This is a genomic window from Janthinobacterium foliorum, from assembly GCF_978021625.1.
Genome location: NZ_CDXDQE010000008.1, coordinates 202,654 through 229,114, shown reverse-complemented (window position 1 = coordinate 229,114; position 26,461 = coordinate 202,654). Strand labels below are relative to the sequence as shown.

At 64.2% G+C, this 26,461-nt stretch carries 20 protein-coding genes and 1 pseudogene; 13 read left to right on the top strand and 8 right to left on the bottom strand.

Annotation, left to right across the window (positions count from 1 at the left end; translation table 11 throughout):
* Positions 1-2: 2 nt before the first annotated feature.
* From ACZ92H_RS17745 to ACZ92H_RS17715, 7 genes are read right to left on the bottom strand one after another with little or no spacing between them, the layout of a single operon-like run.
* Positions 3-1,619, bottom strand: a complete 1,617-nt coding sequence (locus tag ACZ92H_RS17745) for a hypothetical protein (RefSeq protein ID WP_465050422.1) — start codon at positions 1,617-1,619, stop codon at positions 3-5.
* Positions 1,619-2,677, bottom strand: coding sequence for a hypothetical protein (locus ACZ92H_RS17740; protein ID WP_465050421.1), 1,059 nt, complete (start codon positions 2,675-2,677; stop codon positions 1,619-1,621). The genes ACZ92H_RS17745 and ACZ92H_RS17740 overlap by 1 nt, the downstream gene beginning before the upstream one ends.
* Positions 2,674-4,818 (bottom strand): hypothetical protein, encoded by a 2,145-nt coding sequence (locus ACZ92H_RS17735; RefSeq protein ID WP_465050420.1) that lies wholly within the window; start codon positions 4,816-4,818, stop codon positions 2,674-2,676. The genes ACZ92H_RS17740 and ACZ92H_RS17735 overlap by 4 nt, the downstream gene beginning before the upstream one ends.
* Positions 4,819-4,828: 10 nt before the next feature.
* Positions 4,829-6,628, bottom strand: coding sequence for a hypothetical protein (locus tag ACZ92H_RS17730; protein ID WP_465050419.1), 1,800 nt, complete (start codon positions 6,626-6,628; stop codon positions 4,829-4,831).
* 15 nt (positions 6,629-6,643) lie between these two features.
* Positions 6,644-8,812 (bottom strand): hypothetical protein, encoded by a 2,169-nt coding sequence (locus ACZ92H_RS17725; RefSeq protein WP_465050418.1) that lies wholly within the window; start codon positions 8,810-8,812, stop codon positions 6,644-6,646.
* A 51-nt stretch (positions 8,813-8,863) separates the two neighbouring features.
* A complete protein-coding gene (locus tag ACZ92H_RS17720; RefSeq protein ID WP_465050417.1) occupies positions 8,864-9,766 on the bottom strand; it encodes a hypothetical protein in 903 nt (300 codons plus the stop codon).
* Positions 9,767-9,784: 18 nt separating this feature from the next.
* On the bottom strand, positions 9,785-11,560 hold the full coding sequence (locus ACZ92H_RS17715; protein ID WP_465050416.1) for a hypothetical protein: 1,776 nt from the start codon (positions 11,558-11,560) through the stop codon (positions 9,785-9,787).
* A gap of 165 nt (positions 11,561-11,725) precedes the next feature.
* Here ACZ92H_RS17715 and ACZ92H_RS17710 point away from each other — a divergent pair, with 165 nt between their 5' ends.
* The 13 genes and pseudogenes from ACZ92H_RS17710 (at position 11,726) to ACZ92H_RS17650 (ending at position 24,995) form a co-directional block, all read left to right on the top strand.
* Positions 11,726-12,922: a sigma 54-interacting transcriptional regulator gene (locus ACZ92H_RS17710; RefSeq protein WP_465050415.1), complete on the top strand. Its 1,197-nt coding sequence runs from the start codon at positions 11,726-11,728 to the stop codon at positions 12,920-12,922.
* A 344-nt stretch (positions 12,923-13,266) separates the two neighbouring features.
* Positions 13,267-13,434, top strand: coding sequence for a hypothetical protein (locus ACZ92H_RS17705; protein WP_465050414.1), 168 nt, complete (start codon positions 13,267-13,269; stop codon positions 13,432-13,434).
* 3 nt (positions 13,435-13,437) lie between these two features.
* On the top strand, positions 13,438-13,845 hold the full coding sequence (locus tag ACZ92H_RS17700) for a ribonuclease domain-containing protein (RefSeq protein ID WP_465050413.1): 408 nt from the start codon (positions 13,438-13,440) through the stop codon (positions 13,843-13,845).
* Between the two features lie 315 nt (positions 13,846-14,160).
* Positions 14,161-14,700 (top strand): annotated as a pseudogene (locus ACZ92H_RS17695) (PAS domain-containing protein); the annotation flags it as partial.
* A gap of 87 nt (positions 14,701-14,787) precedes the next feature.
* Positions 14,788-15,159, top strand: coding sequence for a response regulator transcription factor (locus ACZ92H_RS17690; RefSeq protein WP_465050484.1), 372 nt, complete (start codon positions 14,788-14,790; stop codon positions 15,157-15,159).
* Between the two features lie 158 nt (positions 15,160-15,317).
* A complete protein-coding gene (locus tag ACZ92H_RS17685; protein ID WP_465050412.1) occupies positions 15,318-16,910 on the top strand; it encodes a zinc-binding metallopeptidase family protein in 1,593 nt (530 codons plus the stop codon).
* A gap of 150 nt (positions 16,911-17,060) precedes the next feature.
* The gene (locus ACZ92H_RS17680) at positions 17,061-18,689 is read left to right on the top strand and encodes a 3-(methylthio)propionyl-CoA ligase (protein WP_465050483.1); all 1,629 of its coding nucleotides are present in this window, start codon (positions 17,061-17,063) and stop codon (positions 18,687-18,689) included.
* Between the two features lie 49 nt (positions 18,690-18,738).
* Complete coding sequence (locus tag ACZ92H_RS17675) at positions 18,739-19,887, top strand: porin (protein WP_465050411.1); 1,149 nt, start codon at positions 18,739-18,741, stop codon at positions 19,885-19,887.
* A gap of 207 nt (positions 19,888-20,094) precedes the next feature.
* Positions 20,095-21,471, top strand: coding sequence for a chitinase (locus ACZ92H_RS17670; RefSeq protein ID WP_465050410.1), 1,377 nt, complete (start codon positions 20,095-20,097; stop codon positions 21,469-21,471).
* A gap of 199 nt (positions 21,472-21,670) precedes the next feature.
* A complete protein-coding gene (locus ACZ92H_RS17665) occupies positions 21,671-22,726 on the top strand; it encodes a sensor histidine kinase (RefSeq protein WP_465050409.1) in 1,056 nt (351 codons plus the stop codon).
* Positions 22,723-23,502 carry a LytR/AlgR family response regulator transcription factor gene (locus tag ACZ92H_RS17660; RefSeq protein WP_131369391.1) on the top strand — a complete coding sequence of 260 codons (780 nt, stop codon included), beginning with the start codon at positions 22,723-22,725 and terminating at the stop codon, positions 23,500-23,502. The genes ACZ92H_RS17665 and ACZ92H_RS17660 overlap by 4 nt, the downstream gene beginning before the upstream one ends.
* Before the next feature lie 166 nt (positions 23,503-23,668).
* On the top strand, positions 23,669-24,394 hold the full coding sequence (locus tag ACZ92H_RS17655) for a DUF4386 family protein (RefSeq protein WP_465050408.1): 726 nt from the start codon (positions 23,669-23,671) through the stop codon (positions 24,392-24,394).
* Positions 24,395-24,572: 178 nt separating this feature from the next.
* A complete protein-coding gene (locus ACZ92H_RS17650; protein WP_465050407.1) occupies positions 24,573-24,995 on the top strand; it encodes a DUF2061 domain-containing protein in 423 nt (140 codons plus the stop codon).
* Here the strand turns inward: ACZ92H_RS17650 and ACZ92H_RS17645 are convergent, their stop codons facing one another.
* On the bottom strand, positions 24,996-26,441 hold the full coding sequence (locus tag ACZ92H_RS17645; protein ID WP_465050406.1) for an amidase: 1,446 nt from the start codon (positions 26,439-26,441) through the stop codon (positions 24,996-24,998).
* Between the last annotated feature and the right edge of the window lie 20 nt (positions 26,442-26,461).

Sequence of the window (26,461 nt, the reverse complement as noted above, 5' to 3'; positions counted from 1 at the left end):
GGCTACGGGCAGTCGCCGCAGGATGCGATCATGGGTTTGCTAATCCATTGCAGCGGAATGCTGCTGTCGGCCGTGAAATTGCCGCAGCGGATGGTGCCGTCGTTGTCGACGACCTGCATCCGGTATGGGTAGTGGTCCGGGGCCTGATTGCCGAGGATCAAGTCACGGATGGGGCGTGCCAGGAGGATGCTGACCTTGTTGTTTTCCTTATCGAGCGTCAGGTGCTGGCTGCCGGAAAAGGTCAGGCTGATTTCCAACACCTTGGAAGGCGCCTCGAAGACCGCGGGGGCAGTCCTGAAGGTGAATTCCTTCGGGTAAGTACTGGTGGCGGACACGTCCAGGATATCGTCCAGGAAGGAGGCAGGCTTTTCAGCAGGCAGCCTGCCGTTGAATTCGATGCGGTCCTGGTAGCGTCCGCCGGATAGTTCGACATCGACCCAGCCGCGGAACAGGTTTTTTTCCGGGGCACTGCTGAAAATCGCTGCCCACAGCGCGCGGAACTGCAGCAGGTTCAGCTGGAGCTCGTTGCGCAGGCCCTTGACCAGGTCGATACTGGCGTTTTGCTGTGGCAGCAGATTGCCACTTTCGCTGCTGGCCTGGACGTTGGGCAAATACTGGAAAAAAGTCTTCCTGATCGTGTGGCCATCCTCGATGTTCAACATCTGCACCGCCGCGCCTATCTTGCCCCGCAAGACGTCGCCAGCATTCTGGATACGCGCCGCATCGACCACGGGCTTGCCGAAGTAGCGGAAGGTGGCATTGATGTCGACTTCCAGGCTGGCCTGTTTGGGTACGGAAAACTGCAGCAGCGAGATGGAAGGCGAACCGCTGGGGCCCCGTGCAAATTCAAAGCCGTCGGGCAGGTAGAACACGCGCGCGCGTTCCTGGTTGTCCTGGTAATAGTTGTATGCGCGGCCGTTCCAGTTGAGTTGCCATTGTATATATCCTGGCAAGGACGGCACGCCCACCGTGGTGGTGTACACGCAGGACAGCAGCAGATACTGGTTGGGGAAATCCGGATCGCCGCTTCTGGCCATCCGAAAATACGTCGACGGGTTGTCGAACGGGATGCCGCCAAACAGGCCCAGCAGTCCAGCGCGCACGGTAGCGTTGGCCCAGTTGCGCTGGACAAACTCTTCGGTCAGCCTGGCGGCGAGGGGCACGGCTTGCGCCACTTCCACGGCCACGTTGGGCGTGGCATCGAACAGGGCGGTGCGCACGCGTTTGAGCTCGTCACCCGCCAGCGTCGTCCTGAGTTCCACGGTGTTGCCGTGGCGCGTGGCCTGCAGGGGAAGGCGGCGGCCGCCGGCACTGGCGTCGATCACCAGCGTAAAGACGGCCCCGGCTACCAGCGGGCTGGCTACCGGCAGCGCATCGAGCGCGGGAGTATCGAGATACACGATCAGGCCGCCGTTGTCGGCCAGCGTGGTGGCGAAGGCTTCATGCCCGCCCGCCTGCTGTGCAGCGCTGCGGTAGGCGGGGAGATACAAGCCCGCGCCGGATGTCGCGCTGAGCAGGCCGGGCGCGTTCAGCTCGGTGGACGTCGAGGTAAGGGCGTTACCAAGCTCAGTCTTGCGCACGCGGCCTTTCTCTACGGAGATGGAAGCGATATGAAACATCAAGCAGATCCTTTCAGTGTTGGATCAGTCAGAACCTCCGGCGGAGGAGAAATGGAAATCTGCCATGCGGGCGGCCCGGCCGCATCGACGGAAAAAGTGAGCATGTTGTGAAACTCGGAACAAAAGTAGCTGCCGGCAACCGGTTCGCTCAAGGCGGCGTACAGCGGCAACGCCATGCCTTGGCGGCTCGCGTCCGTCAACAGCTGGTGGCGCACCCAGGCATCTCCGCCGGCGAGATCCGCCGCAAAAACGATCACCGAAAACGTGGCGTCTTGCCGTTCGGGCGATATGGCGTAGCTGAAACCGTATTGCGCGTTGGGCAGCGCGTCGTGCTGGCGACCACGCCGGAATTCGAATCTGTCAATCAGGCGCGCCAGCGCGTCGCACCGGTGCGCCAGGCCCACGCGATCCATCAGGCCGTGCAGGCAAGCCAGGGAAAATATACGGCTGCCCAGTTCAAAATAGAATTCGCAGCGCGCCGCCCCGGGCGCCGCGCCCACCATCACCAGCCGTGCAAGCGGCGCGTCGGCCAGTGGGGCCGCCCCCAGGTACTGCTGCATCAAGGCGTGCGCGGCTGGCAGCCGTCCACGCGGCACCTCCGCATACACCTTGTAGCAGGTGCCGGGCTGCAGCCCCGGGCAAGCCGGATGCGCCTGGCGCGCTGCCAGCCAGGCGCCCCAGGCCAGGCCCTGTTCCTGTTGCAGCGCCGGAAACTGGCGCGCCGCGCCTTGCCAGCCGCTTTCCAGGCCCAGCGCTTCCAGCAGCACGTTGATGTATGCCAGGCGCGACGCGGGAGCCGTATCCCGGCCGCCAATCTCCAGCGTGTAGCGCAGCTCGTTGTTGCGTGTCGAAAACGAGAACTCCAGCGGCGCGCCGGACTGGTTCAGCAGGCCGCCGCCCCAGTGCGATGGCGAGCCGGCGAGTCCGGCGGCCTGGCCGGTCACGCGCGCAAACTCGCGCGCGGCCGCATCGTCGAAGCCGCCAATGATGCGCCAGGCCCGCTCCAGGCCGCCGCGCCACGCAGCGGCATCTTTGGGCAGCGCCGCCGCGAGCGTCATGTCGCCGACGCCAGCACGGGGGCCTTGATGATCACCGTCTGACCGCCTTTGATCGTGCCCTTGAGTTCGCCGCCGGAATCGTAGCTGACCACATAGTCGGCCTGCAACTGGCTCTTGAGCTTTAATTCCTTGAGGGTGGGAACGATTCTCTGGACTTTGCGCTGCCCCGGTTCAAGCTGGAACTGGTCTTCCCACACGTAGTCGCCATCCTGGTAGGAGACCGTGATGTCGGCCACGTCGTCGCTGAATCCGGCGCTGAAATAGATGGGGACATGGCCGAGGAAACGGTCGACCACGGTCACCTGCTTGTCCGTGACGGGCTGCGGGCCGTAGGCGTGGACGACCTTGTTGTTCTTGCGCAGCTCGACCTTGTAGTGAACGGCTTCATCCCTGTACTGCGCTTCGGCGCGCACCCGCAGGACTTGCGGTTCTTCCTTGCCCTGCTGGATGACAATGCGTTTATCGCCTTTCCACTTCTTGCTGCTGAGGATCACCACGGCAGAGTCGCAGTTATCCCAGATGAAGTCGGCACTCAGGCTGACGTCGATGCTTAAAAATTCGGCGACGGACTCGGGCATGGCAACGATCAGGCCATTCTCGCTGGTGCCGCTGAGTTTGTACTGGAAGGTGTCGCTTTGCCATGCGCTGTCCGGCTTGAAGACGAAGTCTGCCGCATACTCCACGCCGGCGCTGCCGTTGGCGTCGTACTGGAAGGGCAGGGGATTGACGCCGCTGCTGACGCCATCGTTGACGGTCAGGTTGACGGTCGCTTGCTGGCCCCGGGGCTTGCCGGCCGGGTAGCGGGCCTGCAGGTTCAGCGTCTGCAGGCCGATCTTGGCCTGGCTGTCGCTGCCTGGCAACGAAACGGTCACTGGGTAGCGCAGGCCAAACGGGTCTTGCGCCCGGTTGATCTGCGTGATGTAGTCGTCCGGCCGGTCCGCGGCATCGAGGCCGATCAGTGCCTGCGGCAGCACCGTGGTCAGCGTGGCCTTTCTTTCCGAGTAGATGAAATCGATGGAATTGACCTGCTTGCCTGAATAATAGGCGGCACGGATGTTGACCTTGGGGATGGGAATGGCCGCCGCCTTGACAATTTCCTTGACTGTTTCGGCGGCCGTGGCGACGCCTTCGGCTGGCGTGCCCTTGCCGCCTTCCTTATCGCCTTCTTCGTCCTTGCCGTCCTGCTCGCCGGTCTTGTCCTTCTCGTTCTCCACCTGTTCGGCGGCTGCCTCCTCCACCTGCTTGGCTTTCATGACGGCCTCTTCGGCCTGAGGCGCTTGCGCCAGCGGGCTCCAGGCATGTGGGTCGGCGCCCAGCTGTACTTCGAAGAAGTTCTTCAGCACATAGTCCAGCAAGAGCTGCCTGGCCCACTTGAGGCCTTCAAGATTTGCATCGCCTTCACCCGTGTAATTGACCACCTCGATCTTCAAGTCGGTGTTCTGCATGATCTTTTGCCATTGGGCGTTGATGCCCAGGTCGAGCACCAGCGCTTCAAGGGGGATCTGCAGGCCGATGCTGGCCTTGAAGTCTTCGATGGTTTTCTTGAATTCGCCCTTGACGGTAAAGGTGACCGACGGGCGCATGGCGAGAAACTCCAGCCGGTACAGCGCCCCGATGTGGCGGCTCCTGCTTTGCAGCGCGCCTTTCATGGCCGCCGCCAGCTTGCCCTCCTTGCTGAACTTCACGGAGCAGACGGCGGCATTGTCGCCCACCAGCGAGGAAGACCCGGCGTTCCACACCAGTTGTTCCTTGCTCTGGTAGACAACGGCCGCATCCTTGCCTTGGTCGCCGGCCTGGGCCGCCACCGGGCCGAGCACTGAAAAATTCACGCTGCCTGCCTGATAGGGCACGGTCGAAACGGTGATTTTTTTGGGGTTGACGTCCCAGGTCGAGGCGATTGCGCGGCGGATGCGTTCCAGGGTGTCGGGCATCAGCGCCGTATTGACCTCGAAATTCAGGAAGCCGGTGCCATCGGTATCGCTGTCGGAATCGGTGTACCAGAGATAGGACAGCGCTTTCCTGTCTCCCTTGTGCGCAAGCTGTATCGTGCCCGGGATATACCAGAATTGTGTCGGCGACTCATGGTCGGGGTAGACATCGACGCCGTCCACGGTGAGTTTTTTCTTGTCGATATAGATCATGGCTGTGTCCTCAGTGTTGGTCAATTTCTTCAGGAATTGAAAGAACCACTTCCGCTTGCGCCGTCTCGACGCCTGCCACGGTGATTTCGCGGCTGTTCGCGCGGATGTAGCGAACCTGGTAACTCAGCGTCTTGTCGCCCGCATGCCAGTAGGTAAACCTGGCGTGCGGCGCCTCTGGCAGCAGGACCAGCCGCTCGCTGTCCCATAACTGCGGCCGCCCCGCAACGGCGGAGACCACGATGACGATGCGCGCGAGATCGTCCCAGTTGCCGCCGGGTGCGCCGCGAAACGTCACGACCCTCCGGCGCAGGGGATGGAAGAAGACGGTGGCGCCGGCCGGCACGCCATCCACCGTAAACGGCAGTCCCTTGCGCGGATTGGGCGTGACTTGCGCGCTGAAGGCTACTTGCTCGAGGTCCACGCGCTCCGGGGCAAAGGCTTCGACCGTGCCTGACGGGGCATTTTTCACCAGCGTTGCCCTGCCAGGCCGGAATGCCAGGCCGACCGGGCCGCGCAGCTCCAGCCGTACCTCGCGCACGAGCTGCCATGGAAAATCATCGGCGGTGCCGATGCTGTAGTTCCGGTAGCTGAAATAGGCCGAAGGTACGATGTCGAGGTAGGCCTGCGCGCGTGCGATGGGAATGGCAACAGGTGCCATGGCGGGACGGTCGCCGCCAAAATGCGGGGTGCACAGGCAGGTATAACCGGCATCCGTGCCTGGCTTGTGCGTCAGCGAGATATGCCACTCGTCCCCGCTGCGCTCAAAGGAATGAAAGGACCGGGGCAGGATCGCCGGTAGCACTTGAGCATTGAGCACCTCGACCGGCATGCCCTGGAAGCTGTCGTGGCAGCGTACCGTCAGCGGCTGGGTAAAACTGACCCGCGTTGGCAGTTCCTGCACGCCCCGCTCCGCAAGGGCTTCCGCCAGTTCCGCCAGCTCGCCCTGGATATAGGCCTTGCGGGCGACGACGCCCTTGATGCGCATGTCCGTGTCCAGCCGCTTGCTCAGCAGCTCGATATCGCGCACGGCGCCGCAGTCGACCCCGACCAGCCAGCTGCTGCCGCCAGCCTGGGGCGTCTGCGCAAAACGGGGCAGGGGCACCAGCACGCTTCGCAAGCTGCAGAGAAAAGCCTGGCGGAAGCCGGCCGGCGGTTCCTCGCCGGTCCGGTTTTCCGATTCCACCCGCAGCACGCCCGCCTGGCGCAGCTCTTCAAACGTCTCGGATTTTTCTACTGATATGAAAAGAAAGCTGGCCGAGCATTTTTTTTGCATCCAGTCGCGGAAGCGGCTTGCGTCGAAATGGATCCAGAAGGCATATTCGGGACGCATGGCATCATAGGAAAGGCTGTAGACCACGTATAGCGGCGCCGCGACAGCGCCTTCACGCGGCCGCAACAACTGATACTGTTCGATGCTGAGGGAGATGGACAGCGCGGCCGAGTTGTCCCCCAGCAGGGACGGCATGCCGCTCAATGGCGCGCCGCCGCCGACGGTCACCGCCACCGTGCCTGCCGTCCACGGCATGGGAACGAACTGCAGCGTCTCGCCCGGATTGCGCGCCGACAGCTCACTGCGCAGCGCGTCCATTTCCTGCTGGTCCGGCTGCAGGTTGACGACCAGCGACAGCATGCCGGCGATGCCGTCCACCGGTGTGTCGTAATGCGTCAGCGTGAGCTGGTAGCCCTTGCTGCCGCGCGCCACCGCCGGCCGGGTGGAGGCATAGTAAAAGCGCGTGGGAATATCGGTATCCCCGTAGACCAAGATGTGGGGCGCGCTTTCCACGGTGACGGGCTGATCGTCTGCGAGCATCGCATTCTTCCCGTTTTAAAAAGAATCGAGCTTGTCGGCGTGGACCGTAATGACGAGGCCCTGGCTGACGGGATCGACATTGCCGCCACTGAGGTCCTTCAGGTCCGTGGTGCCGTTGACGCGGGCTTTCACGACGCGCAGCGCGCCTGGCTTGTCGTCGCTGACCGGCACATTCCACTCGTAGCTGCTGGTTTTCGCCGCGCGGTCAAGCTGAATGAGCTGGTAGAACACGCGGTCCGGTCCCTCGCCGCGGAATATGTACTCCGTTCGCAGCTGCGCCTTGTTCACGGCATCGTCAAGTTCAAACCGGATCTGGCTGGTGCGGCTGCCCAGCGGCGAGCGCAGCGTGATTTCCGCCTGCCCGCGCACGAGCGGCACGGCGATGTTCTCGCTCGTGACGGGAGCACCCGAGGTCGGGTTCAACGTCAGGCGATAGCTCAAGACCTTGTCCATGGCTTGCCCGAATGCCTTGCTGATCAGCAACGGTGCGCTGTCCCTCGGCAGCCGCACTGCTTTTTCCCAATCGCCATACCGTAGCAGGACGTCGGCGCTGCTCAGTACATCCCAGGGCAGGTCGATGCTGTTCAGCGACACGCTGAGTACGCCGATGTCGACGCTGCCCAGGTCCAGATAGTTGTTATCGGTCTGGTTGAGCGCCTGGGAACGGAACGACGGCGTGCCGTCCTCGTAGGTCACCAGGTAGCTGTAATGGATGGACCTGTCTTGGTTGTTGCGGCCAAAGGTGCCCCTGTAGGTCTGGCTGTCCTTCTGCGGCCCTGCGCTGATGTACTCGATGTTTTCCACCTTCCTGCCGTTCGCGTCGAGCAAGTTCTGGTCGGCGTACTTCAGCTGGGTGACGACAAAGCGGTCAACCTGGCGCGCTTTGAGAAAGCCGAGATTGGGGGGGCGCACCGTCAGGCCGACATTCACATAGGGAACATCGTTGAGGTCGATCAGCTGGAAGAACTTGCCCAGGGCTTCAGCCTTGACGATGCCGTCGATCTTGGGCAGCAGCGCCTGCGGCTGCTTGGGCAGCGTGACGGCCTGGCTCAGCTTGTACGTGCGCGATTGCTGCTGCGCCGCCTGGATCGTGCGCGCGCCGTCCACGCTCAGGTCGTTGAGGCTCACCTGCGGGAACTGGGTCTTGACCATATCTTCCAACTGCTTGGCGGCCCAGTCGGTGAGCATCTTTTGCACACTGTCCTTGTCATCCTTGGAGGCCACGGCCGGCAGGACGATTTCGGTGGCGCTGTTGATGGCGTCGTTGTACTCCTTGCCGCGCATCACATCTTCGTGCCTGCTGCCCCAGGTGCCTCTCGTCACCTTGGTTCCGATATCCAGCTTGGCCAGCACGGCATGATTGAGGGTGACCGTAGCCTTGGCTTCGGGCAGCATGCCGTCGAAAGCCACTTGGTAAACGACACTGATGACACTGCTCCCACCGCGGGCCTGATCATAACCTGTGGGCTTGGGCGAAGACGGATCGAGTTGCCAGCCGCCCAGCGCATGCCAGAACAGGTTGGCGCCGAGGTCGCTGAGGTTGAACGTCACCACGGCGGCATTACTGTTGAACAGCGACGGCGTGGTCTCGAAACTGCCGGCGAATTGGGCTTCCTCGGCCTTGTAGGCATCCTTGTTGGCGAAGGCTTTGACGGTCACCTTGCCGGTTCTAAACGGGATCGGGCGTATCACGAACTTCTCAGTGCTCGGCAGGAACTGTTCCCAATCGCCTTTATTGTCCCAGGCGGCTTTCTTGCTGTCTGCCATCGCATCACTCATGCCCAGTTCCTGTTTCAGCTGAGCTACCCTGGCGGAGTCGCCGGCGTCCATGGCCTTGCACAGATCGAGAGTCGCTTTGGCAATCCGCGATGTCGATTTATCCCCCCGCAGCGCCTCCAAAATACGGCTTCGGACAACAGGATTGTTACCATCGGGCATAGGCAAGGCGACCGCCATCGTGCAGATGCCGCCGGAAGTCACGCCCGAGCCAAAATACCAGGTGAGATTCACGCTGGGATTGCCGTTGCCGTCGGCAAGAAAGGTCGGATTTTCCGCCAGCGCGTAGTACATGTTCGGATCTTCACTGTCGGGGAACAGGATATAGTCGTTGGTATAGTCTTCCGCGTGCCCCGCGAAGGCGCCGGGAAGACGGGTGACGGTGACTGCGGGCGAGATTTTCAGCATGCGATGCTCCTGTGTGCGTGGCTAGGATAGTGGCGGGTTCGGTGGGGCGGGTCAGGCGACGTGCCCATTGCTGCGTACCCAGACGCCCAGATCGGCGCTGCGCGTGATGTCGAACTGCATTTGCTCCGGTGTGGCATGCTTGAGCATGACAGGGAAGGACGTGAGATACGCCGCGTCCGCTCCCAGCTGCACGATTTTATCGGCCAACATGTTGGCAAGCTGCGCGCGCAACGCGGCCACCGCATCGTCGCAGGCTTGCTGCGAAACATTCGCGGTGGCCGTGCTCGTAACGCGGAGCTGGCCTTGCATGATCGCGTGGTCGACCGCCGTGGCGCAGGCTTCAAGCGTCGGCAACACCGGCGGAGCAGGGGGCTTTTTTTTGCCAAACAGTCCCTGGCGCTGTTCCTGCGGCTTGGGGGCCAGCGACTTGAGGGTGGCGGCAAGGTCGCCCTGGATCTCCACCGCCACCGTTTCTTGCAAGATCAGCGAGCCGGCATAGCGCAGGCTGAGGATGTCGGCATTGCCGCCGAGCGCGCGGGCTACCGCCGCTTTCCTTACGCCGGCCAGCGTTTCGCTGAATACCACCCGGTTCGCGGCGGAACCGGATGCCGGCCTGGGACCGATGACGTGCGGCGTGTCGTCCGCATCGGCGATGGCGAGGGTCGCCTGGACGTCGCGCAGCTCGGCCACGTCGAGCGTAATTTCGCTGGCATCGGGATAACGTGCGGCAATCGCGGCGCGCGCGCGCTCCAACGCCTGCGGATCCACTTGCCAGACGCACTGGAGCGAGAATACGGCGCCATCGGGGACGTCCATCAAATCGATGGCCAGCCTGCCCTGGTTCAATTCGACCGTGGGCGGGCCAGGGATGACTGCAAAGCTGTTGTCCCGGGCCGGGCCGGTGGAAAAACAGTACAGTTCGCCTTCATAAAAACCTGCGGGTAAATTACTCATGTAATCGTTACTCCTGGGTTAAGCGTGGATGATCAGGTCCTGGCCAGGCAACAGCGGGGCCGACCACGGGCAATCCGCGGTTGCCGTGGCACCGGTCCTGCGATAGCGATAGCGGTGATGGAAAATGCTGTTGGAAAAATAGTTGTATTGACCGCTAGGCCTGGCCGGAAAGAATTCCAGCAGCACTGGCGCCGTATCGAACGCCTCTGGCTGGAATTCGAGCCGCACCAGTGTCGTGTCTGATTCGAACAGCACGCTGACATGCACCGCCTGCGGACCATACTGGGGGAACGCGGCCTGCTCCAGTTCCGCCGAGCGGCAAGACAGCGACAGCTGCACGGCGTCCGCCTGACTTTTCCGGTCGCGCGCGCAAATGACGCAGCTGGCGCCTGGGGCGGGGGGATCGACCAGGAAGGCGGCGCTGGGGCTGGCGGCAGTCAGCGTGGCGGACAACGAGGCCAGCGCCGCATCGCCGCTGAACGCGATCGTGATCTCGGCCTCGCCAAGCAGGCTCTCGCTGGCGCGGAACATCAGGCATTGCACCGCGAACAAGCCTGGCTCCACCAGCAGGAAATCCGTGGCGCCGTCGAAGGGTGTGCCCGTGACGACCTCGTCATCGCGGACCAGCTGCGGGAGGACGCGGTAGGGTTTTGCCGTGCCGGTTTTCGCATAGCGCAGATCCAGCGTGGCAGAACGACACTCAGCGGGATAGACTTCGACGGAATAGACGGTCGTCATGCCCGATTCCGCCACGTCTTTCTCCACCAGCAGGCTTAGTCCCGCCTGCGCGCAATTGACGATGTTGGCCGGCAGCCCGGAGGCGATCGTGATGCGCCGCGTGCGCAATTCATCGGGCAGGGAGGGAATGCGGGTGAAGGCGGTCAGCCTGTCGCGTGATATGCCTGGCGTGAGGAATCTGAATGGGTCGTAGCGCAGCAGGACGGGGATTGTTGCCAGCAGCGGCGTGCGCAAGTCCCAGCTCATGTCGGCCGCCGCCTGCGCGGGGATGTCCAGGTAAATATGGGGACCGTCGGAGAGGCGCTTGCATGGCGCAAACCGGCCCAGCGCATGATACACGCGGCCGGCGATGGCCAGGCCAAGGTCCGCGCCTGGGCTGGCATCGGCGTCATATTGCAGCAGGCCCCGCCGTGGCTGGGAAAAGAAGTCGGCCAGGGCGGCAAACGGCAGGCAGCCGTCGGGCGCGCGCAAGGCGTCGCATGCGGCTCGCCGGAGCTGGGCCAGATTGCCGCGCACGCTCAACTCCGGACGTGGCAGCAGGGCAGGCACGGCGCATTCGATCGCTGCACGCATCGGCGTCATGCCGTCGGCGGCCAGCGCGCCATACAGCAGCCGCGCGGTCAGCAGCGACACCCTGGCGTCCATGCTGGCGCGCCTCGCGCTCTCCCAGGCAAATGGCAGCGAGGCGCGGCTGTCGCCCGACTCCATGTGCACATAAGTGCCGGTGGTAAAAGTAAACGGCAGCAGCGTTGTGCGGGCGGGCAAGCCGGCCCTTGCATCGCTCAGGCTGTTGTCGATCTCGAAACCCATGTGCAGCATTGCATACAGGCTATTGTCGACATTGTGATCATTGCTGTCCGAGAAGAACTCCAGAAAGAAGTCGGGCATGCCGTCGTTGGTCGTGGCCAGGCGCGCCAGTTTGGGCAGGACAAAAAAGAGCTGCGGGTCCTGGAATGCGGGCAGCAGGTCGTAGCACTCCGTTTTCAGGAGTCCTTGCCAGTCCGGCGTTCCGGGCGCGGCGTTTGGCGATGCGACAGGTCGTTCTTTTGGGCCCATGCACGGCATTATGCAAATGTCGTGCCATATCGCCAAACGGCGCATGGCCGAGGGTACGACGCAAGGGAGCAGGAACAGGCATGGACGGATTCGTCCAGTTCCCCGGAAACGGTGGATGGATCCGGCATGTTGCCGTGCCGGCAACGACCGGACGAAAGCGTCCGCATGCCGCAAAACCCTGGCTGTGATCCGGAGGAAGTGATTATTGGTGAAATTTTAGCCGGTAATTTACGCTACTATGCTTCGACTTCTATGGTGTTTCGGCCGCGCACGGCGACAAGGATGAACAGCTTGAACAGCATGGCGGTTTCGCCTTGCCAGACGGACACGATGAGACCCGATATGTACGCAAACCGCCTGCCCGATCCGTCGGAATTGCTGCCCTTATGCGATAGCGCCGGTCCCGTTCTCATCAGCGGTTCGGCGGCATTCCAGCGGCTCGGCCGCTTGATCGACCTGATCGCACCATCGCCGAGCGCGGCACTGATCTGCGGGCCGTCCGGCGCGGGCAAGGAAGTGGTGGCGCAGCTTCTGCACCATCGCGGGCGCGAACGTGACGCGCCGTTCGTCGACCTCAATTGCGGCGCCATCCCCGAGCACCTGGTCGAATCCGAATTGTTCGGGCATACGAGGGGAGCCTTCACCGGCGCCTTGAACGCCCGCACGGGCTTGTTCGCGCAGGCGCGGCACGGCACCCTGTTCCTGGACGAAATCGGCGAACTGCCCCTGGCCCTGCAGCCAAAGCTGTTGCGCGTGCTGGAAACCCGCACCTTCAGGCCGGTGGGCGCGGCCGAGCGCAGCCATTTCGCCGGCCGCATCGTCGCGGCCACGCACCGCGATTTGTTGGCTATGGTTAAGGCCGGCACCTTCCGCGAAGACCTGTATTACCGCCTGGCCGTGCTGGTGCTGGAAGTGCCTGGCCTGGATCAGCGGCGCGAGGATATTCCCGCGCTGGTCGCGCATTTTGCCGCCGCCCAGGCGCGGCGCCTGACTTTTACGGCGGGGGCAGTCGAGCGCCTGGCTTGCCATGTATGGCGGGGGCACGTGCGCGAACTGCGCAATTTCATCGAACGTTTGTCGGTGCTGGCCGAGAAGCCGCTGATCGACGCCGAGACGGTTGCCGCTTTCCTGCCGTGCCAGCAGGCAGAGCCCAGCGGATTGTCGCGGCTGGGCGAGGCGCTCCTGCAATTGGACGGGAAGAACAAGCTGAAGGCGGTCGAGCATTTCCTGGTCGACTTTGCGCTGCGTCGCGCCGGCGGCAACAAGACGGCGGCGGCGCGAACCTTGGGCGTGAGCCGCAAGGCCATCGAGCGTCGATGCAGGGCAGGGGATGTCGGCGCCATTGCGCAACAGCCTGTCTGACGAGGGGTCAGTTACCAGCCGCACGGCGCGCGCGCACGGTTCCGCTTTTTCCGTGGCCTGGCTTGGCCTGCCATCAAGACCGGCTGCTGGCCAGCCGCCGCGCTGCCGACGCCGAACCATCCACGCGTGTGCCAGACATGCGGCGTTACCGGCGGCCAGCTTGGATACCCTTGATCCATGTCAATCAGCTTCGTTTTTTTTCGCTCGCTGACACCGTCCCAAATAAGTCGCTACGCGAATGGCGGCAGTTGCTTCCGGCTGCCTTGCCGGCTGAAGGCGGCATGCGTGCGGTGACAATTGGATAGCAAGGTTCTTGGAAAAATCATTACATTAGGCATGCCGGGATGACATCGCAAATCGGCGTACCGGTAGGAGACTATGAGAGGGTTGTTTGTTTGCTGCTCTTAGATGCATTGCTGCATCAATCCAGCCATGAAGATGGCTGGCGTCTGGGCGCCATCGCATCGGATCACGGCGCCTATTCCATTGAACGCACCACCAACGAGAGGTGATATATGCAAGTTAAACGTGGAACCTGGTCGTTTTGTTTGATTGCGACGAGCGCTTTGCTGCTATCTTTTCCTGCGTCTGCGGCAAAAGTTCCTGATTGCGGCAAGAGAGAGCCGAGCAAGTCCGCTCCGCCGCCGCCGCAGATCAGCGAATATGACGCGTATCGCGACGCCAAGGTGAAGGCCGTGGCAGGTGGCGCGGGCAATACCGTATTTAATAATAACGAACGCCGTCTCCCCGCTGCGGGCAAGGACGAAGTGTATTACGAATACTATCTGGGCATCGGCGGCGATGGCAGCGCGGGATCGCATCGCGCGGTGTTGCTCGTTCAGACGGGGGGCGCCAAGCGCAAGCTGCTGGAACGCTACTATACGCTGGACCATTACACCTCATTTTGCAAAATGAGCAGCTAAGCCTCGTCCACGGACGTCGTTGCATTGGCCGCCCATAAATATGGCATACAAGCCGCGTCCCACGCTCCGGCCAAGCGTGGGACGCGGCTTTATTACACTGCCTTATTCGTGCCGCGCTTTTCCTGCCTGATCTTGAGCGTCGGCGGGGCAGGACTGCATCTATGAGACAGCAGGTGGATCCTTTTCTGCCTGAAAGCCCATAGTACCTAGAATGGTGTCGGCGTACTCTTGGCCGTCGGCGTATTCGTGCGTGAAGGCTGTTCTACTGCTGGCCATTATTTTACATAATATAAATTATGCGAAGTTAAGGACGTTATGGTGAAATCCCCATTTTTCCATCTTCACCAGTCGCATATGCGATTTTGCCTGTTTTTTCACGCCTGCCGGTCCGCCCGATTCCACTGTGCGTCAGCCGCGCTTTGCTGCATCACCTGCCGCGGCTGGCATGTCTACCGGCGCGTCTCGTGTACTATTGCCGCCCATGACCCACTTTTGCCAGGCCAGGCTTCGTGCATGAATTCTTCCACTTGTAGCAAACTCGCCCGTCCTGCACAGGCGCCGGATTTTGAAACGTTGATCGAGGCGGCCGGCGATCTGATTTACACGCTTGATCTGGAAGGATGCTTCACTTTCTTCAACCAGGCCGTCGAGCGCGTTCTTGGGTATGCGGCGGCCGATCTGATGGGACGGCCATTCACGGAGCTGCTGACGCCGACTGGCGCGGCCGTGGCGTCGCGGCATTACCGGCAAGGTTTGGCGGGTCAGGAACATACGCCGTTTTTCGAGGTCGAGGCGCGCCACCGCAACGGCGCCATCGTGCACCTGGAGATACGCGCCGGCATGCTGATGCGTGATGGCGTGTTGGTGGGACGCCAAGGCATCGCGCGTGATATCAATGAAATCAAGGCATTGCAGACGATTGTGCATGAGAAGTCTCAACGCATGACCTTGCTCGAAGAACGCACCCGCATCGCCATGGGCATGTATGCGCGCATTGCCGAGCTGGTCTACGACGACCTGGGGCCGGCGCATGGCGGCAAATTGCCTGGCGCCAGCGAGGCGGGATTGCGCGAAATCCAGAGTACCCTGAACCGCGTGGCGGCCGAAAAGCACGGTTTGAGCGCGGCTGACCTGATCATCCTGCAGCTGCTGGCCAAAGGCCGCTCGAACGGTGAAATTGCGGCAGTCGTGTGCCGCAGCCCGCATACTGTCAAGGATAGCGTCAAGAAAATCATGCAGAAACTGGGCGCCAGGCGGCGCGCCGAGGCCGTTGCCTGCGCCCTCAAGCTGGGCCTGCTGACGGACGACAGCTGATCTCATTGGCACGCCACGACGCACTAACTGCGCTGAACCACCCGATCGGGGGTGCTTTCCCCCTGACGGTGGTCTGGCCGGCCGACTTTGGCCGGCTGATAATCATGCCAAGTGCCAAGCCAGGCACAGCAAAACATCATAAAAAACAGGAGACACGCATGACCCAGGCGCATCCACGCACCGCTGTTCCACCGCCCTCTTTATGCGTGCCAGCACGCTGGCTGCCCCTTGCCGGCATGCTGGCCATCGCGGCGGCCTTGTCCGCCTGCGCCAGCAAGCCTGGTCCGTGGCCGTCGCGCGCCCTGCCGCCGGAAGCCGCCGTGACGGTGGATGCCACACAATTCTTGTCCAAGAAACAGCTTGTCGACTGGCAACTGGACCTTGATGAGCGTTACCTGCGCGCCACCGGCTCGCCCCGGCATGAAGCGTATATCGATGCGCTGCATGAGCGCCTGGCGCGCGCCGGTGTCAAACAGCTGCGCTTCGAACCCGTCAGCTTCCAGCAGTGGTCGGTGGAACGGGACCGCTGGGGACTCGAGCTCATCGACGGCGAGCGCAGCGGCGTGCTGGCGTCGGCCGGCTACATCCCGTATTCGGGCGTGACACCACCGTCCGGCATCACGGGCCGCATCGCCTACCTGGCCCCCGGCGCCCGGCCCGATGCCAGTCTGGCGGGCAAGCTGGTCCTGGTTGACTTGCCCAAAGTGGCGTTGACGGGCAAGTTTTTCCACCAGTCGGCCGTGCATGTGTACGATCCCGAGCAGGTCCTGGGGCCCGATGCGCCGTATGCGCGCCCGTTCCAGATGCTGGGGCCGTTCGTCACCTTGCTGGAGCGCCTGCAGGCGGTGGGCGCGGCCGGCGTGATCGCCATCATCGATGCGCCAGGCTCGGTGGCGCACGGCCTGTATGCGCCTTACGACCGCGAAGTGCGCCAGCTGCCCGGCGTGTTTGTCGACCGCGACATGGGCAAGCGCCTGCGCGAGCGGGTGCTGGCGGGCACGGCGCCCCTGCTCAAGCTGACCATGGATGCCGAGGTACGGCAGGTGCAGACGCGCAACCTGATCGGCATCATTCCCGGCAGGACCGAGGAATTTACCGTGATCAACAGCCACACGGATGGCACGAACGGCATCGAAGACAATGGCCCGAACGCCATCGTCGACATGGCCCAGTACCTGACGCGCCTGCCACAGGACAGCCTGCCGCGCAGCATCATGCTGATGCTGTCGAGCGGCCATTTCGCCGGCGGCGTGGGCATCGAACACTTTCTTGACAGCCACAAGGACGATGGCCTGACGCAACGCATCGCCTCGATTGTCACCATCGAGCACCTGGGCGCGCTGGAATGGCTGCCCGACAGCAACGGTTTCCTGGCACCAACGGGCAAGTTCGAGCCGGCGGGCATGTTTGCGCCGCGCACGCCCGCCTTGATGGACGCCGCGCATGCCATGCTGCAGCACGCAAATGCGGCCCCCGCGTTCGTCATGCCGCCCACCAATCCCAAGGGGGATGGCAGTCCGAACAACGCTGTCTGGCCCGGCGAAGGCCAGTATTTCTGGGGCTTGCAGCGCATTCCGACGATCAACTACATCACGGGGCCGACGTATCTGCTCAATTATGGCGTGCCGACGACTGACAAGGTCGATTTCCAGCGCCTGCACCGCGAAACCGTGGCGTTCACGCAGCTGCTGCTGGACTTGTCGCGCGTGCCGTACGCCGACTTGCGCAAGGAAACTCCGGCCGCGCCGTGATGCCTTGACCTGACGGGGCGCCGCCAGGCGTCCTCCTCCCTTCCCCGCCCTGCTCCCGGCGCCGGCTTTTCCTGCGCTGCGGAGCCGTGCGCCCGCTGCACCTGTGTTTCACCCGTTTTGGAGACCATCTTGAACCATTCCACCGCCCTGATGGGCAATATGATGCGCCAGCCGCTACTCATTTCCAGCATCCTGCAACATGCCGCGCGCCATTACGGCGCCAATGAAATCGTCTCGCGCCGGGTCGAGGGCGATATGCACCGCTATACCTACCGCGATTGCCATGCGCGGGCGCAACAGCTGGCCAACGCCCTGCAGGCCCTGGGCGTGGCCGCCGGACAAAGGGTCGCGACCCTGGCCTGGAACGGCTATCGTCACCTGGAACTGTATTACGGCGTGTCCGGCAGCGGCAGGGTCATCCATACGTTGAACCCCCGCTTGCATGCGGACCAGATCGCCTATCTGCTGAACCATGCGGATGACCAATATGTGTTTTTCGACATGACCTTCCTGCCGCTGGTGGAGGCGGTGGCGCCCCGCTGCCCTGGCGTCAAGGGCTACGTGATGCTGTGCGGCCGCGCCCATATGTCGCCGTCCAGCAGCCTGGACAATCTGTTGTGCTACGAGGAATTGCTCGATGCGCAAGCGGCACGCTATGACTGGCCCGTGCTCGACGAGCACGCGGCGTCCAGCCTGTGCTATACCTCGGGCACCACGGGCGCCCCGAAAGGCGTGCTGTACAGCCACCGGTCCACCGTGCTGCATGCGTACGCGGCCGCCCTGCCCGATGCCTTGAACATGTCGGCGCGCGAAGTGGCCTTGCCCGTCGTGCCCATGTTCCACGTCAACGCCTGGGGCATGCCGTATGCCGCGCCATTGACGGGCGCCAAGCTGGTGTTGCCGGGCGCGGCCATGGATGGCGCCGCGCTGTATGCATTGTTCGAGCAGGAAGCGGTGACGTTCGCCGCGGGCGTGCCCACCGTCTGGCTGGGCCTGATGAATTACGTGACGCAGCAGCAGCTGCGCTTCTCCACCTTCCGGCGCACCATCATCGGCGGCGCCGCCTGTCCGCCTGCCCTGATGGAACTGATGCGCGGGGCGCACGGCATCGACGTCGTGCACGGCTGGGGCATGACGGAACTGTCGCCGCTGGGCACCACCAGCACCCTGCAAGCCAGGCACTTGGCGCTGGCGCCCGGAGAGCAGACAGCAATCCTGGAAAAACAGGGACATGCGGCATTCGGCATCGACATGAAGATTGTCGATGCGGACGGCGGCGAGCTGCCGTGGGATGGCGTGGCGCGCGGCGACCTGCTGGTGCGCGGCCACTGGGTGATGCAGCACTATTACGGCCATGACGGCGATGCTGCGCCGCAGGATGGCTGGTTTGCGACGGGCGACGTGGCCAGCATCGATGCCGGCGGCTATATGCAGATCACGGACCGCAGCAAGGACGTGATCAAGTCGGGCGGAGAATGGATCGGTTCGATCGACCTGGAAAACATCGCCATGGCGCATCCGGCCGTGGCCCTGGCCGCCTGCATCGGCGTGCACCACCCGAAATGGGATGAGCGGCCCTTGCTGCTGGTGGTGCTGAAACCGGGCGCCCGCCTGGAGCGCGCGCAGCTGCTGGCCTTTTACGAAGGCAAGATCGCCAAATGGTGGACGCCGGACGACGTGCTGTTCGTCGACAGCCTGCCCATCGGCGCCACCGGCAAGATCCTCAAGCAAGCGCTGCGGGCCAGCTACCGCGGCTACCAGCTGCCCGGCGCAGCCTGAGCCCGCCATCTCCCCCCACATAAAAATAACGATCGCAGGAGACAACAGCATGAAAAAATTCACCCCCCGCACATGGCTGCTGGCCGCCTGTTCGCTGGCGGGCGCGGCCCATGGCCAGTCCGGCATCACCTTGTATGGCATCGTCGACGCAGCCGTCACGGCCACCGACCAGGGCGGTCCCGCGTCCGCCAAGGTCATGTCGCTCAGTTCGGGCATCATGAGCGGCTCGCTGTTCGGCGTGCAAGGCAAGGAAGAGCTGGGCGGCGGCATGCGCGCCGTATTCCAGCTGGAAGCGAGCTACGAATCGGACACGGGCGCCATGAAAACGTATTACGGCAACCCGTCCACGGCCACGCCATCGGCCACGGGCGGCGCGCCCGTCACGGGCCTGTTCAACCGGCGCGCCTTTGTCGGGCTGGAAGGCCGCTTCGGCAGCCTCGCGCTGGGGCGCGACTACACACCCATCTACTTCACGGTGCTGGACGGCGACAGCCTGAAATTCGGGTCCTACGGCAACATGCAATCGGTGGTGCTGCTGTCCGGCACGGGTTCCGACCGCTTCGGCCGCGCCAGCAATGCCCTGTTCTATACGGCGCCGCGTATCGGCACCGTGCAGGCGCGGCTGATGGCAAGCCTGGGTTCGGAAAGCGGCGGCGCGCCAGGCAGCCCGCCCGGCGACGCCAACCGCATGTGGGGCGTGTCGCTGAGCCACGATGCACGTGGCTTGACCGTCTCGGGCGCCTACCAGCGCATCGCCCTGCCCCTGGTGGCCGGCGCGCCGCCAGCCTTCACGGGCCGGACGGGCACGCGCAGCGACACGGCCGTGGCGGCCAAATATGTGCTGGGCGGCTATACGCTCAGCGGAGGCTATTTCCGCACCCTGCTGCCCACGCCGCGCAGCGACGGCGATGCCTTGTGGCTGGGCGGCGCCATGCGCATGGGTGCGGAAATGCTGTCGCTGAACCTGCAGCGCCTGCGCCAGCAAGCCGTGCTGGGCGACACGAAACAGGGCACGGGCCTGGGCGTCGCCTATATGTATGCGCTGTCGAAGCGCAGTACCCTGTATGCCTCGTACGGCCAAATGAACAATAACGGCGCGGCCGCGTTTTCCGTGCTGTCCGGCGATACGGCTGTGGCGCCCGCCGGCCCCGGCTCCCAGGTGCGCGCCCTGGCGCTGGGCACGCGCCACCTGTTCTGAGGCCGTTACGGGCGACCATACCAGCGGCAGGCACATACGCCACTGGTATGCTCCGGCATGACAGTCCTTGGGCATGATGGCTTGACTGGTATTGTGATATTGGCCAAAGAATAAAACCAGTTGACTACCACCTGCAATGCTTGCACTCTGAAAAATCGGACGGTGTCCAGCCGCCCGGCCATGAAAAAAAACACACAAGGAGATGCGATGAACCGGACAGTCATGAATACCCTCATCATTACCCTCTTCGGGGGAACGCTGGCCGCCTGCGGCGGCGGCAGCGAAGGATCGGGCGCCAGCCAGCTGCTGGCCGGCGCGACCGATGCCGTGGCCTGCTACACGCCGTGGAACAGCAGCACCGTGTACAACGGCGGCGGCCAGGCCAGCTACAACAATGTGAATTACAGCGCCAACTGGTGGACGCAAGGGAACAACCCATCCACCAGCAGCGGTGCCGCCGGCACCGGCCAGCCATGGACAGTGGTAGGCGCATGCGGCACGACCACGCCGACGCCAACACCTACTCCAACGCCGACGCCAACACCTACCCCAACGCCGACTCCAACCCCAACACCTACCCCCACGCCGACGCCGACTCCTACTCCAACGCCGACCCCAACGCCTACTCCAACGCCCACCGGCCTGGCCAAGCACGCACTGATCGGCTACTGGCACAATTTCACCAACCCCAGCGGCGCCACTTATCCGATCAGCCAGGTCAGCGATGACTGGGATGTGATCGTCGTCTCGTTCGGCGACAACGCGGGCGGCGGCAATGTCAGCCTGACCATCGATCCGGGCGCGGGCACGGAAGCGCAGTTCATCGCCGACGTGGCGGCCAAGCGGGCGAAGGGCAAGAAAGTCATCCTGTCGCTGGGCGGGCAAAACGGTTCCGTTTCCGTCGGCAACACGGCCGAAGCCACCAATTTCACCAACAGCCTGTACGCCATCATCACCAAATATGGCTTCGACGGCATCGACCTGGACCTGGAAAACGGCGTGGCGCAAGGCGCGGCCATCCAGACCTATCTGCCAATCGCCGTGAAAAACCTGAAAGCCAAGGTCGGTAACAGTTTTTACCTGTCGATGGCGCCGGAATGGGTCTACGTGGAAGGCGGCTACACCAGTTACGGCAGCATCTGGGGAGCCTACATTCCCATCATTAACGCCTTGCGCAGCGAGCTGACGGTGCTGCACCCGCAGTACTACAACAATGGCGACATCTACACGCCGTACGCCACGGGCGCCATCAAGGCCGGTTCGGCCGACCAGCTGGTGGCCACGGCGCGCATGCTGATCGAAGGTTTTAACTATGGCGGCAATACCTTCGCCGGCCTGCGCCCGGACCAGGTGGGCTTCGGCGTGCCATCCGGCCGCAGCTCGGCCGGCTCGGGATTCACCACCAACGCCGACGTCAGCAACGCACTGAATTGCCTCACGCGCCTGCTCAACTGCGGCACCATCAAGCCGTTGCAGGCGTATCCGGACTTCCGCGGCGTGATGACCTGGTCGATCAACTGGGACCGTCACGACAACTATAACTTCTCGGTGCCAACGAAGAACGTGCTGAAAACCCTGCCGTAAGGCGCAGGCAGGCCGCGGGAGAGCCTCTCCTCCGGCCTGCTGCCGCATCGCCGGCATGGCGCGGCGAGCCAGCGCGGCCCGGCGCCGCTGGGCGCGGCTGGCGGCCCGAAAACCGTGCTTCATGCCCGGCGCTATTGCGGCTGGCCCGGCTTTGCCATATTCTGCTGCACTTATGGCAATTCCCGGGGCCGACACATTCATGCTTACACTGCGCAGCGCCATCGATGGCTTGCGAACTTGCCTCTCCGTCCAGCGACTGTGCGTGGCAGGGCTGGCTGCGCTGTGCGAATTCGGCCTGTTCAGCCTGAGCTGGCAGGACCCGCTAGGGTATCTGGGCATGGCGGTCGTGCTGCCGGCGCTGGCGGCCTTGCTGGCCTATGGCCTGTTCGAGCACCGGCCGCGCCGGCTGCCCGGCAGACTGCCCCGCTGGGTCCTGCAGGTGGCGGGCGTGGCGCTGGCGATCGTGCTGACCCTGGCCACGCTGTATCAGGTCAATACCCCGGCCGGTGCGCCGCCGTTCTGGCAGGTGCCGGAGCGGCTGCAGAGCTATGTCGCCCTCGCTTTCCTGGGTCTGCTGCTGGGGCCGTGGCTGGCCATGGCGGCCCTGCTGCGCCAGCGCGACGCCCGCGTGCGCGAAGCGGAGCGCAAGCGCGGCGAGCTGGAGCGCCAGGCCCGCGATGCCCGTGTATGGCTGCTGCAATCACAGGTCCAGCCGCATTTCCTGTTCAATACGCTTGCCAGCTTGCAAGCCCTGCTCGATGCGGGCTCATCCCATGCGGGACCCGTCCTGGCGCATCTGGTGACGTATTTGCGGGCCGCCGTGCCGCGCCTGAACGAAACCGCCACCCGGCTGGAGCAGGAACTGGAGATGGTGCGCGCCTATCTGGTGCTGATGCAGATGCGCATGCCCGACCGCCTGGCCTTCGACATCGCCGTCGCGCCCGGGTGCGAAAGCCTGCAGTGCCCGCCCATGACCCTGATGACCCTGGTCGAGAACGCAGTCCGCCATGGCATCGATCCCAGCCTGCACGGCGGGCGCATCGATGTGCTCATCCGCGAGGCGGACGGCCGCTGCCATATCGAGGTGAGCGATACCGGCGTGGGCCTGCAAGCGGGCAGCCCGGGCCTGGGCACGGGGCTGGGCAGCCTGCGCGAACGCCTGGCGCTGATGTTTGGCGACGAGGCGGCCCTGCGCATCAGCGAGCTTGCCCCCCACGGTTTCCTTGTTTCCATCGACTGTCCCGCCTGCCCATGACCCCGACCGCCCTGATTGCCGACGATGAACCCTTGCTGCGCGCCAGCCTGCGCCGCCAGCTGGCCGCGTGCTGGCCGGAACTGGCCGTGGTCGCCGAAGCGCGCAACGGGCCGGAGGCGCTCGCGCTGTTCGAGCGGCACCAGCCAGCGATCTGCTTCCTCGACGTGCACATGCCAGGCCTGTCCGGCGTCGACGTGGCAAGCCAGATCGGCCGCCGCGCCCACCTGGTGTTTGTCACCGCCTACGACCAGTATGCGGTGCGGGCGTTCGAGCAGGGCGCGCTCGACTATCTCGTCAAGCCGGTGCAAGCGGCCCGCCTGGCCGCCACCGTGACCCGCGTGCGCGAACGCCTGGCGGCGCCCCGTCCTGGCGTGGCCGACGTGGCCCTGCTGCAAGAACTGGCAAGCTATCTTCGCGCGCCGCCCGCCGTGGCGCCGGCCCCGCTGCGCTGGCTGCGCGCTTCCGTGGGCGCGGCCGTGCGCCTGATTCCCGTCGACGATGTCGACTACCTCAAGTCGGACGACAAGTACACGCTCGTCGCATGGCGCGACGGCGGCAAGCCGGCCGAAGCGCTGCTGCGCAATTCGCTCAGGGAATTGCTGGTGCAACTCGATCCACAGCAGTTCCAGCAGATCCACCGCGCCGTGGTGGTCAACCTGCACGCCGTGCGCCAGGTCGTGCGGGGCACGCATGAGACGGCCGAACTGGCCTTGAAGCACCGGCCGGAGGTGTTGCCGGTCAGCCGCACCTTCCTCCACCTGTTCAAGGCGGACTAGACCCTGCACGCGGCTGCGGCCGCGTCATTCGTCGTGCCGTGGCGCGCTTCGGCCCCCTGCGCGCGTGGCGCGTCGGATCGTCCTTGCCGCGGCGCGCCCCTTTGCCGACACTGCGCGGACAGGTCCTGCATGGACCGCCGGCTTCCACTTCGACAAAGGTGACACGATGTACGAGACGATTTCCCCCGCTGCCACGCGACGCGACGCCCCCGTGGCCATCCCGCACCCGCTCCAGTCCGGACGGTGGCTGGGCCTGGGCCTGCTATGCACTTTTGGCCTGGGCATCTATTCCAATTTCCAGCTTCAGGAACAGGTGTTTGCCGCGCCAGGCTTTATGCTCCGGGCGGTGGGCATGCCGTTGCAGGTGGGCATGATCGTCCTGATCGGGCTGGCCATGGCCTTGACGACGCTGGCCATCGCCGCCTTCCTGCGCGGCAGCTACGGACAGCAGCAGCCCTTGCTGAGCCGTTGTTACATGGCGCTGGCCGCGGCGGCCCTGGCGACCAGCCTGGTCGAGGGCACGCTGGTGCTGGCCATGCGCAGCCTGAGCGCGGACTTCCTCGCCTCCGGCGCCGACAGCGCCGTGTACGAGCCGGCGCGCGCCTTGCTGCGCGGCTTGCGCAACGGCGTGCACTTCCCGGACAAGCTGCTGGGCGGCCTCGGCGCGCTTCTGATGTATGCGCTGTTGTACCGTGCCCATGCGATTGCGCGCCCGCTGGCCGTCGCCGGCATGGCGGCCTGCCTGCTGCAGTGGCTCGCCGTGGGACGCGAGCTGTTTGGCCTGCCGGTCATGCCCATCCTGCTGCTCCCGCTGGGCCTGGTCTATCCGCTCACCGGCCTGTGGCTGCTGCTGCGGGGGCTGGCGGCGCGCCCGGGCGCCGGCACCCGCTGAGATGTGCCGCCGGGTGGCAACCGGGCGCGCCATGGACGCCCGTTCTCGCAACAATGAAGTATTGATTGTTGATAGTCAATATCTATTGATTCGGTTGAAATATTTTACTTCCTTTTGTAAATGAGAATCGTTACTATCTGTTCCAAGGATAAGCGAATTCAACAGAAAGGAGCATCCCTTGTTTACAGCCATCAAAACATTCAGCCAGGTTCTCACGCACATGTCGATCGCCTTCGGCCTCGCCTACTTGCTGACGGGCTCGCTGGCTCTCGGTGGCTTGGCGGCGATTCTCGAACCCGTCATCAATGTCGCCCTGCTGCCCTGGCATGAAAAAGCCTGGCATGCGCTGCGCCGCCGCTATGCGGCCAGCCGCCTCGGCTTTGCCGCGCTGGCGGGAGAAAAAATCAGCCAGACCTGTCTGCACATGGGCGTCGCCTTTGGCGTCATGTACTGGGCCACGGGTTCCATGGCCTTCGGCGGTCTGCTGGCCGTGGTCGAGCCGATCTGCAACGTGATCGTCCTGCCCTTCCACGACCGCCTGTGGGAGCGGGTGCGTGTCCGCATGGAAAGCCGCGGCGCGGCCCGCCTTGCCGCCCTGTAATCAGTTTTCCCTAGTCCCTGCCCACACGGGCGGCCGCCGTTGCACCCATGGCGCCGCCCGCTCCAGCTGCCCGGCCAGGCGCAGCAAGGTTGCATCATTGCCATACGCTGCCATGAATTGCATGCCGATCGGCAAGCCATCGCTTGATTGCGCCAGCGGCACGGACATGGCCGGCAAGCCCGCCACGTTGGCCAGCGGCGTGTACGGCGAGTGCTCGAACAGGCGCGCCGTCCAGCCCAGGCCGTCAAGAGCCGCTTCATTCTCCCCGTAGCGTCCCAGTTGCCATGGCAAGTCCGGCAAGGTGGGCGTCAGCAGCACGTCATACTGGCCGAAGATGGCGCCGGCGTGGCGCGTGACCGTGTTGCGCGCGTCGAGTGCGGCGACGAAATCCACCGCCGACACCGTCTGGCCATAGTGGTAGCACGCCAGGGTGGACGCTTCCAGGGTGGCTGGCGAGATGGCGCGCCCGCTTTCCTGCGCCAGGGCATCGATCCACGGTACCAGGTTGGCGCACCAGATGCGCGCATTGGCTTGCACGAAGCCATCCCAGGACACGCCCAGCGCGGGCGCCGCTGCTTCCACGTGATGACCCAGCTGCTCCAGCAGGCGCACCGTTTCCGCCAGCGCGGTATCGATGGCAGGCACGGGACGGGCGCCATTCGCGGCGGCGCGCTGCACGCCGATGCGCAGCTTGCCCGGCGCCATGCCCACCTGCGACAGCCAGCTGTGGCCCGGTGCACTGGTCACATACGGCTCGCCCGGCAGCACGCCCTGGACGCAGTCGAGCAAGGCGGCGCTGTCGCGCACCGTGCGGCTCACGCCCAGCTGCACGCCCAGGCCGCTGAAGATCTCGTCCATGGCGGGACCGTTCGACACCCGGCCACGGCTCGGCTTCAGGCCGAACAGGCCCGTCGACGCGGCCGGCACGCGGATGGAACCGGCCGCATCCGTCGCATGCGCCAGCGGCACGATGCCGGCCGCCACGGCCGCCGCCGCGCCGCCGCTGGAGCCGCCCGCGCTCAGCGCCAGGTTCCAGGGATTGCGCGTCGCGCCGTACAGCACGGGTTCCGTGGTGGTGGCAAAGGCCATTTCCGGCGTGCCCGTGCGGCCAAAGGTGGTGAATCCCGCCCGGCGCAGCTGCGTCATCAGATGGGAATCGACGGCGGCCACGTGGCCGGCGCCCAGGCGGCTGCCATATTCGCTGCGCCTGCCCGCCATCGTGACGGCCACGTCCTTGATCAGGAAAGGCACGCCGGCGAACGGCGCGCTGCCGTCGAGACCGGCCTGGTCCTCCTGCCAGTGTTCGACCACGGCGCCCACCTGCGGGTTGACGGCGTGCATGGCGCGCACGGCGACGGCATGCAGTTCCGCTGCGCTCACTGCGCCGTCCCTTACCAGCTGGGCCAGTCCCAAACCATCAAAGCCAATATATTCATGGAGTTGCATCAGTTTGCTCCTGTAAAAGA